This window comes from Pseudoduganella ginsengisoli (genome assembly GCF_009720865.1).
GTDB lineage: Bacteria > Pseudomonadota > Gammaproteobacteria > Burkholderiales > Burkholderiaceae_D > Rugamonas > Rugamonas ginsengisoli.
Map to the genome: position 1 here is coordinate 178,735 of NZ_WNLA01000010.1, position 13,175 is coordinate 191,909.

At 59.8% G+C, this 13,175-nt stretch carries 10 protein-coding genes; 7 read left to right on the top strand and 3 right to left on the bottom strand.

What is annotated here, in order from left to right; all coding sequences use genetic code 11:
• On the top strand, nucleotides 1-1,635 hold the full coding sequence (locus GM668_RS16130; protein WP_155439984.1) for a serine hydrolase: 1,635 nt from the start codon (nucleotides 1-3) through the stop codon (nucleotides 1,633-1,635).
• Here GM668_RS16130 and GM668_RS16135 read toward each other — a convergent pair whose 3' ends face one another.
• From GM668_RS16135 to GM668_RS16145, 3 genes are all read right to left on the bottom strand, one after another.
• Nucleotides 1,636-2,475 (bottom strand): substrate-binding periplasmic protein, encoded by an 840-nt coding sequence (locus tag GM668_RS16135; RefSeq protein ID WP_155439985.1) that lies wholly within the window; start codon nucleotides 2,473-2,475, stop codon nucleotides 1,636-1,638.
• A 133-nt stretch (nucleotides 2,476-2,608) separates the two neighbouring features.
• Complete coding sequence (locus GM668_RS16140; RefSeq protein ID WP_155439986.1) at nucleotides 2,609-4,204, bottom strand: methyl-accepting chemotaxis protein; 1,596 nt, start codon at nucleotides 4,202-4,204, stop codon at nucleotides 2,609-2,611.
• Between the two features lie 198 nt (nucleotides 4,205-4,402).
• Entirely contained in the window at nucleotides 4,403-5,209 is an 807-nt protein-coding gene (locus GM668_RS16145; RefSeq protein ID WP_155439987.1) for a class I SAM-dependent methyltransferase, read from the bottom strand.
• Between the two features lie 341 nt (nucleotides 5,210-5,550).
• On the opposite strand from GM668_RS16145, the gene GM668_RS16150 reads away from it, so the two are divergent.
• From GM668_RS16150 to GM668_RS16175, 6 genes are read left to right on the top strand one after another with little or no spacing between them, the layout of a single operon-like run.
• The gene (locus GM668_RS16150; RefSeq protein WP_155439988.1) at nucleotides 5,551-7,188 is read left to right on the top strand and encodes a TldD/PmbA family protein; all 1,638 of its coding nucleotides are present in this window, start codon (nucleotides 5,551-5,553) and stop codon (nucleotides 7,186-7,188) included.
• A gap of 11 nt (nucleotides 7,189-7,199) precedes the next feature.
• Nucleotides 7,200-8,537, top strand: a complete 1,338-nt coding sequence (locus tag GM668_RS16155; protein ID WP_155439989.1) for a TldD/PmbA family protein — start codon at nucleotides 7,200-7,202, stop codon at nucleotides 8,535-8,537.
• Between the two features lie 33 nt (nucleotides 8,538-8,570).
• Entirely contained in the window at nucleotides 8,571-10,208 is a 1,638-nt protein-coding gene (locus GM668_RS16160) for a TldD/PmbA family protein (protein WP_170305666.1), read from the top strand.
• 8 nt (nucleotides 10,209-10,216) lie between these two features.
• Nucleotides 10,217-11,554, top strand: coding sequence for a TldD/PmbA family protein (locus GM668_RS16165; protein ID WP_155439990.1), 1,338 nt, complete (start codon nucleotides 10,217-10,219; stop codon nucleotides 11,552-11,554).
• Nucleotides 11,555-11,563: 9 nt separating this feature from the next.
• A complete protein-coding gene (locus GM668_RS16170) occupies nucleotides 11,564-12,181 on the top strand; it encodes a DUF4159 domain-containing protein (protein ID WP_155439991.1) in 618 nt (205 codons plus the stop codon).
• 3 nt (nucleotides 12,182-12,184) lie between these two features.
• Nucleotides 12,185-13,171, top strand: coding sequence for an AAA family ATPase (locus GM668_RS16175; RefSeq protein WP_155439992.1), 987 nt, complete (start codon nucleotides 12,185-12,187; stop codon nucleotides 13,169-13,171).
• The last annotated feature ends 4 nt before the right edge of the window (nucleotides 13,172-13,175 follow it).

The following is a 13,175-nucleotide window of genomic DNA, read 5'->3' on the forward strand; positions in this document are numbered from 1 at the left end:
ATGGCCGCGTTGACATTGAAGCGCCTGGCGCTGGCCGCCGCCGCATTGTCGGCATTTGCCGCTTGCAGCCCCGCAGCATGGGCCGACGTCGTCATCCCCGCGCCGGCGGCAGCGGCCCAAACCACGGCATACAACCTCGATGCGGACGTCAAGCGCGTATTGAAAACGTTTGACGTGCCGGGCATCGCCATTGCGATTGTCAAGGATGGCAAAGTCGTTGCGGCGCAGGGCTACGGCGTACGCAAGCTGGGCGATCCCACTCCGGTGACGGGCAAGACGCTGTTTGAAATCGCGTCCAACTCCAAGGCGTTTACTGCGGCTGCATTGGCCATGCTGGTCGATGAGGGCAAGCTGAAATGGGACGACCCCGTCACGAAGCATGTGCCCTGGTTCCAGATGAACGACCCTTACGTGACGGGCGCCATGACCGTGCGCGACTTGCTGACGCACCGCAGCGGCCTGGGACTGGGCGCGGGTGACTTGATGTGGTGGCCGACCACGACGTTCACCAGCGATGAAATCATCGAGGGCCTGCGCCATATTAAGCTGGCCACCAGCTTCCGCGACCGCTATGCGTACGACAACCTGCTGTACATTGTGGCGGGCAAGATCATTGCGGAAAAGGCCGGCAAGCCCTGGGGCGAGGCGATGCGCGACCGTATCCTGGCGCCGCTGGGCATGATGGGCACCACCACCAGCGTTGCCGCCATGTTGCAGGCGCCGGATTATTCCGCGCCGCACAGTAAGATCGGCGAAAAAACTTACGTCGTCAAACCCATGCCGGTGGAAAACGCCGTTGGCGCAGTCGGCATCAATACCAATGCGGAAGACTTTGCGCACTGGATGATGATGCTGCTCAATGGCGGCAAGATAGCCGACAGTAAAACAGCGGACGGCAAGCAGCTGCTCAGCGCCAGGCAGGTGGCGGAAATGTGGACGCTGCAAACGCCGATGAAAGTGCCGGAGCCGAAAGGCAAACTGGCGGACACCAAGCCGAATTTCTATGGCTATGGCCTGGGCTTCCAGTTGCGCGACTACCGTGGCCGCAAGCTGGCTACGCATGGCGGCGCGCTGCAGGGCTTTTATTCGCGCGTGGTCATGGTGCCGGATGAAAACCTGGGTATCGCGATTTTCACGAATGCGGAAAACAGTGGTTCGATGAACGCGCTGCAATGGCGTTTGCTTGACCATTACTTCGGTGCGCCGCAGCGCGACTGGATCGGCATCATTGCGGAAGACGAGGAAGCGCGCCACAAGGAAGAAGTGGCGAAAGTCGCGAAGGCTTCGTCTGCCCGTGCAGTGAAGTCGTCGCCGTCACTGCCGCTTGCATCGTACGAAGGGGAGTACCGCGATACGTGGTATGGGCTGGTGTCGATCAAGCGGGAAGGCAAGAAGCAAGTGATGCGCTTTGCGAAAACGCCAGACCTGGTGGGTGACCTGGAACACTTCCAGCACGACACGTTCATTGTGCGCTGGCGCCAGCGTAACTTTGGCGCGGATGCATATGTGACGTTTGCCCTGAACCCGGATGGCAGTATCGAACGCATGAAAATGGCGCCGGTGTCCAGCGAGACGGATTTCAGCTACGACTTCCAGGACTTGAACTTTGTGCCGGTGAAAGAAGAAAAGCGCTGATCAGGGTACTTTCAGTTCAAACACGCGCCGTTTCTTTGCCGCAATCTCCGCCATCCCCCGCTGGAATGCAGGGATGGTGTTGAACAGCGCATCGAAGCTGCCATCCTTTTGCGCGATCCTCAAGCCGCGTTCGATGCGCTTGGCCAGTTCCGGGCGCGTGCGGCTGACGAAGAAGTAATACGGCACGCGGTAATGCAGGAAGATGGTGGATTCCACCTCAAACCCGTCATCCGCGTGCTGCTGCAATTCCGACCACGCTTCCTGCGTGCCGCGCGGCATGTAGTCAAAGCGGCCCACGCGCAGCATGGGGAACAGGTATTCGTAGCCGATCGACGTCACGACGGGCAAGCCATTGGCGCGCAATATGTCCGTTGACGGCCAATTGACGCCGGCGCCGGCCTTCAGCCTGCGCAATTGTTCCAGGCTGTGGATGCCGGCGAAGCGCGCCGCGTCGCCGCGGCGGATCAAGAACACCCGGTAGTCGTTCAACTCCTGCAGCAGCGATATGCGGATCGGCAGCAAGTCCGTTTCGCGCTGGCGGTTGGTGCCATCCCACATCACGTCAATCACGCCGCCATGCTTGATTTCCAGCGCCTGGCGGGGGCTGGTCAATTCGCGGTCGTAGTGAACGATTTCAAAGGGACCATCGGTGGCTGCGGTTTTTTCCAGCGCCAGTTGCAGCAGGCGGGGGAAGTAGCTGGCGTGCTCGCGCGCGCTGGGATGCAGCATCGGCAGCACGATGCGCAAGGCCGTGTCTTGCGGGCGCGCCTGCGCCGCGCCGGGCAGCCCGGTACAGGCAAGCAGCAAGGCAGAGACAATGGCGCGGCGGACAGCGTGCATGCGAAGGCAGTTGAAATCGAACTGCGCCAACGTTAGCAGGGTTTGACGCAGCCGTCCAATATGCTGGGCGCGTAGGGGGGCTACGGGGGCGCCGAGCCGGGCTGCTGGCTGCTGCAAGTGTGACGGCCAGGCATTATGCGGCCAGGCGCCGCAGGCTATTGTTCTGCGCCCCTTCAACGCGGAATACGGACACGGCGCGGGCCAGCTGTCCCGCCTGTTCATCGAGGCTGGCTGCTGCCGCTGCCGCCTGTTCCACCAGCGCCGCATTTTGCTGCGTGCCCTGGTCCATGTCGGCCACGGCGCGGTTGACCTGCGCAATGCCGGACGTCTGGCCATGGCTGGCGTCGGCAATTTCACCCATGATGCCGGCCACGCGCTGCACGGAACCGATGATTTCCGCCATGGTTTGCCCGGCTTCCGCCACCAGCTTGTTGCCCAGTTCGACCTGTTGCACGGAATTGTCGATCAAGCCTTTGATTTCCTTGGCCGCGCTGGCCGAACGCTGCGCCAGCGAGCGCACTTCCGTTGCCACGACGGCAAAGCCGCGGCCCTGTTCACCGGCGCGTGCTGCTTCCACGGCGGCATTGAGCGCCAGGATATTGGTCTGGAATGCGATGCCATCGATGATGCCGATGATGTCGACAATCTTGCGGGCCGACGTGCTGATGTCGCCCATGGTGGCGCCCACTTTCGCGACCGATTCACCGCCGCGCGTGGCCACGTCCGTGGTCGATGCAGCCAGGGTGCTGGCCTGGCGCGCGTGCTCCGCGTTGCGCTGTACGGCCGTGGCAAACTCGCCCATGCTCGATGCCGTTTGCGCCAGGCTCGATGCCTGCGATTCCGTGCGCGACGACAGGTTCAAATTGCCCGCCGCGATGTCGCGCGTGGCCGCCTGCATCAGGCCGACATTGGCGCTGACGTCGCCCACCACGGCGCGCAACGTTACATTCATTTGCTGCAAGGCGCGCAGCATCTGGCCCATATCATCGGCGCGCGACGTGTCGATCGATGCCGTCAAATCGCCGCCCGCCAAGGTGCGGGCCACATCCAGTGCGCGGCTCAGCGGGCCCGCCACCGCCATGTGGAAAGCGTAGGCTTGCAGCGCTGTAAACAGCAAGCCGACAAACGCCAGCCAGCCCATCCAGCTGGCAGCGGAACCTTGCAGGTTGGTGACGCCGATCGTGCCCATCGTAATGAACATGCCGCTGAACGCCACCAGGCCAATCGTGATACGGGCTTTGACGGTCAACGTGCGCAAGCTTTGCAGCGCGCCGATAAATCCCGTGCGGGCCGCGCGGCCCTGCTTGATGACGACGCCGGCGCCGGAAGCGACGCTGCGGTATAGCTGTTCGGCTTCCGCGATTTGTTCGCGCGTGGCTTTGGTGCGCACGGACATATAGCCAACAATGCGGCCATGGTCCATCACGGGCGTGATGTTGGCCTGCACCCAGTAAAAGTCGCCATTCTTGCGGCGGTTTTTCAAGATGCCGCTCCATGGCAAACCTTGGTGCAAGGTGGCCCACAAGTCGGCAAAGACAGCTTGCGGCATGTCCGTATGGCGCTCGATATTGTGTGCGGCGCCCAGCAATTCATGTTCCGCATATCCGCTGACTTCCACGAAGTACGGGTTCACAAACGTAATTTTGCCCTTCAAGTCTGTCTTGGAGACGATGGGACGGCCATCTTCCAGGTGGTATTCAGTCGCAGAAACAGCCAGATTGTGTCGCATCGATCACTCCGAACAGTCAAAGGTGACAAAAAATTATGCGCACGAGCGTGCGTAATTTTTCATTGTAGAAAGGATTGAATCTGAAAAAAAAGTCTAATCATGACTTTTTGTGACCGGCTGTGCGAAAAAGCTACAAACCGGGATGGGCGCGGGGCGAACGCCCGCGCCGGAGGTGGTAGTGCTGCTTGCGTTATCCGCTTATTGCGGTTTCACGAACTTCAGCGTCATGCGGTCGCTTTCGCCGATCGCCTGGTATTTCGCATGATCCTTGTCCTTGTTGGCATAGGTCGGCGGCAGCGCCCACACGCCGCCTTCATGGTCGGCATTGTCTTTCGGGTTGGCGTTGATCTCCGATTTGGCCACCAGCTTGAAGCCGGCGCGTTCCGCCATCTTGATCACGTACGCTTCGTGCACGTAACCGGTGGACGCCTTCGCATCCTGCGTCATGGATGCCGGCAAACGGTGTTCTTCCACACCGAAAATGCCGCCTGGTTTCAGCGTGTCGTAAATGCTGGCGAACAGCGCTTTCATGCTGTCGTCGCCATTGCCGATCCAGTTGTGGATATTGCGGAACGTGAGCACCATGTCCGCGCTGCCTTTCGGCGCATAGGTGAATACGTTGTTCGACGGTTCGAACGCGCCCAGCTGGACCTTGGCGGTGCCGGGATTGGCGTTGAGTTTTTCCTGGAACTTGGCAGCGGATTTGCGGATGTTTTCATTGGCGGAAGCAGGCGACGCGCCGGCTGCAATCAGCTTGCCATTGTCGCGCAGGTAAGGGCCCAGTACTTCCGTGTACCAGCCGCCGCCCGGCGACAGTTCCACCACCGTCATATTGGGTTTGATACCGAAGAACGTCAGCGTTTCGTATGGATGGCGGTAGACGTCGCGCGCCACGTTGGCTGGCGTGCGGGCCGGGCTGGCAAGGGCGGCTTTCAGGGCGTCGTCCGCCAGGGCCGGACCAGCCATGCCGCAGGCCAGCGCCGCAGCCAGGAACAATCTCTTCATTCGAATCCTCCTTTGTTGGGCGACCGCACCGGTCGCGTGCGCCGATAATGGTGTAACCGACAACAGTGGTCAAGCGGATTCTGAAAGTGTCCGCACCACGTGTCGGGCGGACAGTTCGCGGACACTGGCCGGACATTTTTTATATGGCGTCTGTATTGAATTGGCCAATTTAATAAACTTGCCACGTGCGTCTGCTACGCGTGTGTAACGTTATGTTTCTCTTACGGGGGCTGCCGCCCAATGGCATAAAACCTGCATTAAGCTGTGCGGCAATTTGCGGGCTACCCGACTCCCGCCAAAGCGCCACAAAAATTCGAAGTAAACCTTTGGAGACCAATTGAATGGAACGACGTGCATTCCTCAACATCAGTGGCCTGGCGCTTGGCACCATGCTGCTGCCGCCATTTGGCAGGGCCATCGCAGCCGAAGAGCTGATGAAGCCCGCTGATGTGAAGTACAAAAAAATGCTGGCCGATACCGCGATGACGGCCGCCACGCAGGCTGGCGCTTCGTACTGCGACGTGCGCATAGGCCGCTACCTGAACCAGTTCCTCACCACGCGCGATTTAAATCTCGAAAATATCACCAACACGGAGTCAAGCGGTGCCGGCGTGCGCGTTATTGCCAATGGCGCTTATGGCTTTGCCGCCACCAGCGACATGTCGCCGGACGGCGTGGCGGGCGCTGCGCGGCAGGCCGTCATGATTGCCAAAGCCAATGCGCGCCTGCAAACGGAACCGGTACGCCTGGCGCCCGTCAAAGGCGTAGGCGAAGTATCGTGGGCCACGCCGATCAAGAAAGACTGGCGCACGGTGCCGATCAAGGAAAAGGCGGACTTGCTGATCGCAGGGAACAAGGCGGGCCTCGATGGCGGCGCCAGCTTCATGCAATCGCTGCTGTTCCAGGTCAACCAGCAAAAATTCTTCGCGTCGACGGACGGCTCGTACATCGACCAGGACTTGCACCGCCTGTGGGTGCCATTCTTCGCCACGGCGGTGGACAAGAAAACCGGCAAGTTCCGCTCCCGCTCCGGCCTGTCGACGCCCGTCGGCATGGGCTATGAATACCTGGACGCCCGCAAGGAAGACAAATTCAAGGCTGCCGGCGGCGTCACGACCTTGTACCGCAATTCGTACGACCTGGTGGAAGATGCCCGCGCGGCAGGCCAGCAGGCAAAAGCCAAGCTGACGGCGAAGTCCGTCGAGCCAGGCAAGTATGACCTGGTGCTGAGCCCTGAACACTTGTGGCTGACCATCCACGAATCCGTTGGCCACCCGACGGAACTGGACCGCGTGCTGGGCTATGAAGCCAACTACGCGGGCACCAGCTTTGCCACCTTGGACAAGTGGGAAACCAGGAAATTCAAATACGGCTCGGAGCTGGTCAATATCGTGGCCGACAAGACCACGCCGGGTTCGCTGGGCGCTGTCGGCTATGACGATGAAGGCGTGCGCTGCAAATCGTGGGACATCATCAAGGACGGCATCCTCGTCAATTACCAGGCCACCCGCGACCAGGCGCACATCATCGGCGAAAAAGAATCGCATGGCTGCTCGTATGCGGACAACTGGTCCAGCGTGCAATTCCAGCGCATGCCGAACGTGTCGCTGAAAGCCGGCAGCAAGCGCCTGACGCCGGATGAAATGATCAAGGACGTCAAGAAAGGCATTTATATCGTGGGTGACGGCTCGTTCTCCATCGACCAGCAGCGCTACAACTTCCAGTTTGGCGGCCAGCTGTTCTATGAGATCAAGGATGGCAAGATCACGCAGCCGCTGGAAGACGTGGCGTACCAGTCCAATACGCAGGAATTCTGGAATGCCTGCTCCGCGCTGTGCGATGAGCGCGACTGGCGCATGGGTGGTTCGTTCTTTGACGGTAAAGGCCAGCCGCCGCAAGTGTCGATCGTGTCGCACGGTTCGTCGACCGCGCGCTTCAACGGCATCAATGTCATCAACACAGCCCGCAAAATCGGCTAAGGACTGGACCCATGAAAATTCTGACGCAAGAAGAAACCAAACGCATTTGCGACAAGGTAATGTCGCTGACTAAAGCCGACGAGTGCGAAGTGAAGTTGACGGGCAACCGGACGGGCAATATCCGCTACGCGCGCAATGCTGTGTCGACGGCTGGCCTGGTGGAGGATACGCAACTGGCCGTGTCAGTCGCCTTTGGCAAGAAGCAGGGCACTGCCACCATCAATGAATTCGACGACAAGTCGCTGGAGCGCGTGGTGCGCCGCGCGGAAGACCTGGCGCGCCTGGCGCCGGACAATCCGGAATTCGTATCGACGCCGGACAAGCAAACGTACAAGCCTTCGAATACGTTCAGCAAGAGCACGGCCGACATCGACCCCGACTTCCGCGCGCAAGTGGCGGCATACAGCATTGAAAACAGCCGCAAGAACAAGCTGGTGGCGGCAGGCTTCTTCACGGACAGCACGGCATTTGAAACTGTCGCGAATTCCAAAGGCATCTTTGGCCACCAGGCGGAAACGGGCCTGTCCTTCACGTGCACGGTGCGCACGGAAGATGGCCGTGGTTCGGGCTGGGTACGGCGCGACGCGGGCGACGCCAATAAGTTCGATGCGCGTGAAGCGTCGGATGTGGCGATAGAAAAGGCGCTGCGTTCCGCTGACGCGAAAGCGCTGGAACCAGGCCGCTACACGGTGATCCTGGAGCCGGCAGCCACGTCGGATTTGCTGGCGTATATGTTCCAGGGCTTCAGCGCCCGTTCGGCTGACGAAGGCCGCAGCTTCCTGGCCAAGAAAGGCGGGGGCAACCGCCTCGGTGAGAAACTGTTCGATGAACAGGTCAACATCTGGGCTGACCCGTGGGACAAGGATATCGCCGTCACGCCATGGGACAACGGCAGCCTGTTGGCGCGTGAGCGTATGGACGTGATCAAGAACGGTAAAGTGGCCAACCTGGATTACTCGCGCTTCTGGGCGCAAAAACAGGGCAAGCGCGCCGTCGGCACGCCGGGCAATTTCATCATGGCCGGCACCAACAAGACGACGGCGGAATTGATTGCCAACACCAAGAAGGGCGTACTGGTGACCCGCACCTGGTATATCCGCATGGTCGATCCGCAATCCGTGCTGCTGACGGGCCTGACGCGCGACGGCACGTTTTATATCGAGAACGGCAAGATCAAGCATCCGATCAAGAACTTCCGCTTCAATGAAAGCCCCGTGACGATGCTGAACAATATCGAGGAAATCGGCCGTCCGGAAATCCTCGGCGGCGATGAATCGCCATACAAGTTGCTGATTCCTGCCATGAAGGTACGGGATTTCAACTTTACGTCGCTGTCGGACGCGGTATAAGCAGGCAGTATCAACAATGAACTGGAGTAAATAGTGGAACGACGTACCTTCCTCAAAGTAGGCGCCCTGTCCGGCGGCGCATTGCTGGTGCCGGTATTCGGCAATGCGATTGCGGCGGAAGAATTGCTCAGCCCCATGGCTGTGCAATTCAAAAAGTCCTTGGCGGATGCGGCGATGAATGCCGCCACCAAGGCTGGCGCTACTTATTGCGATGTGCGTATCGGCCGCTATTTGAACCAGTTCATTGTGACCCGCGATATGGCGGTGGAAAACATCACGAATACGGAATCATCCGGCGCCGGTGTGCGCGTGATTGCCAATGGCGCCTACGGTTTCGTGGCCACCAATGTCATGACCCTGGACTCTGTGGCGGAAGCCGCGCGCCAGGCCGTCGCCATCGCGAAAGCCAATGCGCGCCTGCAAACAGAGCCGGTACGCCTGGCGCCCGTCAAAGGCGTGGGTGAAGTGGCATGGGCCACGCCATTCAAGAAAGACTGGCGTACGGTTCCCATCAAGGACAAGGCGGAAATGCTGATTGCCGCCAACCAGGCGGCAATGCAGGCGGGCGCCAGCTTTATGCGCTCGATGCTGTTCCAGGTAAACCAGCAAAAATACTTTGCTTCCACCGATGGGTCATACATCGACCAGGACGTGCACCGCCTGTGGTCTCCGTTCACTGCCACGGCCGTCGATAAAGCGTCCGGCAAATTCCGCACGCGCGACGGCTTGTCGTCGCCGGCCGGCATGGGCTTTGAATTCTTTGACGCGAAGCCGGAACACAAAGTGCGTGCGGCAGGCGGCGTCACGACCTTGTACAACGGCGCGTATGACTTGATTGAAGACGCCCGCGCTGCGGGCCGCCAGGCGCGTGAAAAACTGACGGCGAAATCCATCGAGCCGGGCAAGTATGACCTGGTGCTGAGCCCTGAACACTTGTTCCTGACCATCCACGAATCCGTGGGCCACGCGACGGAACTGGACCGCGTGCTGGGCTATGAAGCCAATTACGCGGGCACCAGCTTCGCCACGCTGGACAAGTGGGAAAGCAAGAAATTCAAGTACGGTTCTGACATCGTCAATTTCTTTGCCGACAAAACCACGCCAGGTTCGCTGGGCGCTGTTGGCTATGACGATGAAGGCGTCCCATGCAAGCGCTGGGACATCATCAAGGATGGCGTGCTGGTGAATTACCAGACCACACGCGACCAGGCCCACATCATCGGTGAAAAAGAATCGCACGGCTGCTCCTATGCGGACAGCTGGAGCAGCGTGCAATTCCAGCGCATGCCGAACGTGTCGCTGGCGGCGGGCAAGAAGAAATTGACGCCGGACGACATGGTCAAGGATATCAAGAAGGGCATCTACATCCTGGGCCGCGGTTCGTATTCGATAGACCAGCAGCGCTACAACTTCCAGTTCGGCGGCCAGCTGTATTATGAAATCAAGGATGGCAAGATCGTCGGCCAGGTGGAAGACGCCGCGTACCAGGCCAATACGCAAGACTTCTGGAATGCGTGTTCCGCGCTGTGCGATGAACGCGACTGGCGTATGGGCGGCTCGTTCTTTGACGGAAAAGGCCAGCCGCCGCAAGTGTCGGCTGTGTCGCACGGTTCGTCCACCACGCGCTTCAACGGCGTCAATGTCATCAACACGGCCCGCAAGATCGGATAAGAAATACGATGAAATTTTTGACTGAACAGGAAGCCAAACGCATTTGCGGCAAGGTCATCGGCTTGTCCAAAGCCGATGAATGCGAAGTGAGTTTGACGGGCCGCCGCACGGGCAATATCCGCTATGCGAACAATGCCGTGTCCACGGCGGGGCTGACGGAAGATACGACGTTGTCCGTGTCGGTTGCTTTCGGCAAGCGCGTGGGGACGGCCACCGTCAACGAATTCGATGACAAGTCGCTGGAGCGCGCCGTGCGCCGTGCGGAAGATACGGCCCGCCTCGCGCCTGACAATCCGGAATTTATGCCGGCGCCGAAAGCACAGGCGTACAAGGCTTCGCCGACGTGGAGCAGGAACACGGCTGCCATCGATCCCGAATACCGCGCGGAAGTGGCGTTCCAGAGTATTGCCGCTGCCAAGAAGGCCAGGCTGCAGGCGGCGGGCTTCTTCAATGATGTTACCGGCTTTGACACGGTGGCCAATTCCAACGGTGTATTTGGCTACCAGGAATTGAGCAACCTGGGTTTCACCGTCACGACGCGCACGGAAGATGGCCGTGGTTCCGGCTGGGCCACACGCTTTGCCAATGACGCGGGCCGCTTCGATGCGCGCGAAGCGTCGGACGCCGCGATTGAAAAAGCCGTGCGTTCCGTCGATGCGAAAGCGCTGGAGCCGGGCCGCTATACGGTCATCCTGGAACCGGCCGCCACGTCCGACATGCTGAACTTCATGTTTGGCGCCATGGATGCCCGTAATGCCGATGAAGGCCGCAGCTATCTGTCGAAAAAGGGCGGCGGCAACCGCCTCGGTGAAAAACTGTTTGATGAACAAGTCAATGTGTGGGCGGATCCGTGGAATCCGGATGTGCCGGTGCTGCCGTGGGATTCGGCTTCCATGCTGGCGCGTGAACGTACGGACATCATCAGGAATGGCGTGGTGACGGGGCTGGATTACACGCCATACTGGGCGCACAAGCAGGGCAAGCGCGCGATCGGCAATCACGGCAACATCATCATGGCGGGCGGCAGCAAGTCGACGGCGGAATTGATTGCCAATACCAGGAAGGGCGTGCTGGTCACGCGCACGTGGTACATCCGCATGGTCGATCCGCAATCGCAACTGTTGACGGGGCTGACGCGCGACGGCACGTTCTATATCGAGAACGGCAAGATCAAGCATCCGATCAAGAATTTCCGTTTCAATGAAAGCCCGGTGACGATGTTGAACAATATCGAAGAACTGGGCAAGCCGGTAGTGGTGGGCGGCACGGCGTCGCGCTTCCAGATGCTGCTGCCGGCCATGAAGATCCGCGATTTTAATTTCACGTCGCTGTCGGATGCGGTGTGACCCCATCGCATGGCATATGACTTTTATTTCACCCGCCTGACGTACGAATCGGGCGACTGGGATGTGGATATCCGCATGCCCAGCAACGTCCTCAATTCGCTGGTGGAATATACGACGTTGCGCGTCGATCCGGTCGAGCGCATCGTCGCGCTGTCCGATCCCAAGATGCTGGAAGCGCCGTTCTGCTATCTGGCGGGACACAAGCTGGTGCAATTCACGCCGGCGGAGCGCAAGAATTTCGAGCGCTACGTGAAGGGCGGCGGTTTTGTCTTCATCGATGACTGCAACCACGATATCGATGGCTTGTTTGCGAAATCGCTGGAAGCGGAACTGGCGAAAATCTTTGGACCCAAAGCGCTGCACAAAATCCCCAATACTCACCCGCTGTATTCGTGTTTTTTCAAGTTCGACGGTCCGCCGAACACCAGCGTGGAATTGAATGGCTGGGGTGATGACCTCGTGCACGACTATTTGAAAGCCATCGAGTTTGGCGGCAGGGTGCGCGTCTTGTACAGCAACAAGGATTACGGCTGCGAGTGGGATTACGACTTCCGCAACAAGCGCTGGCTGGCGGTGGACAACACGCGCTTTGCCATCAACATTATTCAGTACGCATTGGGTGCCTAGAAGATGTCCTGGAATGAAAATGAAATCGGCGCGCTGAGCGCCAAGGTCGCTGCGCTCAAGGCCAGCATGGGCAAAGTTATCATCGGCCAGCAAGACGTCATTGATTCGCTGATCATTTGCCTGCTGGGCGGCGGCCATGCGCTGGTGGAAGGCGTGCCAGGACTGGGTAAAACCTTGCTGGTGAAATCGCTGTCGCAAGCGACGTCGATGCAATTCAACCGCGTGCAATTCACGCCGGACTTGATGCCGTCCGATATCGTCGGCACGGAAATCCTGGAAGAAGACCATGCGACGGGCAAGCGGGAATTCCGTTTCCAGAAAGGGCCCGTGTTCACGCAAGTGCTGCTGGCCGATGAAATCAACCGTGCGCCGCCCAAGACGCAATCGGCGCTGCTGGAAGCCATGCAGGAACGGTCCGTCACGTTTGCAGGACAGACGCACAAATTGCCACGGCCATTTTTTGTGCTGGCCACGCAAAACCCGATCGAGCAGGCCGGTACCTATCCGCTGCCGGAAGCGCAGCTGGACCGCTTCCTGCTGCGCATCGACGTCGGTTATCCGACGGAAAGCGAAGAAGTCGCGATGGTGTCGGCCACCACGCATGCCGGCCTGGCCGATGCGGAACCGGTGATGGATGTGGACACGTTGCTGCGCCTGCAGCAACTGGTGCGCGACATCGAGATTGGCGAACACTTGCTGGTGTATGCGACGCGGCTGGTGCGCGCCACCCGCCCCCGTGAAACCCATGTGGACGCCGTGCGCAAGCACGTGGGCTGGGGCGCCGGTCCGCGTGCGGGACAGGCGCTGGTGCTGGCTTCCAAGGCGCGCGCGCTGATGCACGGCCGCCTGGCGGTCACGCGCGATGATATTGCCGCCATGCTGTTGCCCGTGCTGGCGCACCGCGTGCTGCGCAATTTCGAAGCGGAAGCGGACGGCATTGCCATTGCCGATATCCTGGCCGCGCTGCGCGAAGCCATCCGTCCGGATTAACAGC

Coding starts and splice junctions, on each gene's coding strand:
- GM668_RS16170 (WP_155439991.1), top strand. CDS start 11,564: ATGGCATATGACTTTTATTTCACCCGCCTGACGTACGAATCGGGCGAC.
- GM668_RS16145 (WP_155439987.1), bottom strand. CDS start 5,209: ATGAAGAGATTGTTCCTGGCTGCGGCGCTGGCCTGCGGCATGGCTGGT.
- GM668_RS16130 (WP_155439984.1), top strand. CDS start 1: ATGGCCGCGTTGACATTGAAGCGCCTGGCGCTGGCCGCCGCCGCATTG.
- GM668_RS16135 (WP_155439985.1), bottom strand. CDS start 2,475: ATGCACGCTGTCCGCCGCGCCATTGTCTCTGCCTTGCTGCTTGCCTGT.
- GM668_RS16165 (WP_155439990.1), top strand. CDS start 10,217: ATGAAATTTTTGACTGAACAGGAAGCCAAACGCATTTGCGGCAAGGTC.
- GM668_RS16140 (WP_155439986.1), bottom strand. CDS start 4,204: ATGCGACACAATCTGGCTGTTTCTGCGACTGAATACCACCTGGAAGAT.
- GM668_RS16155 (WP_155439989.1), top strand. CDS start 7,200: ATGAAAATTCTGACGCAAGAAGAAACCAAACGCATTTGCGACAAGGTA.
- GM668_RS16175 (WP_155439992.1), top strand. CDS start 12,185: ATGTCCTGGAATGAAAATGAAATCGGCGCGCTGAGCGCCAAGGTCGCT.
- GM668_RS16150 (WP_155439988.1), top strand. CDS start 5,551: ATGGAACGACGTGCATTCCTCAACATCAGTGGCCTGGCGCTTGGCACC.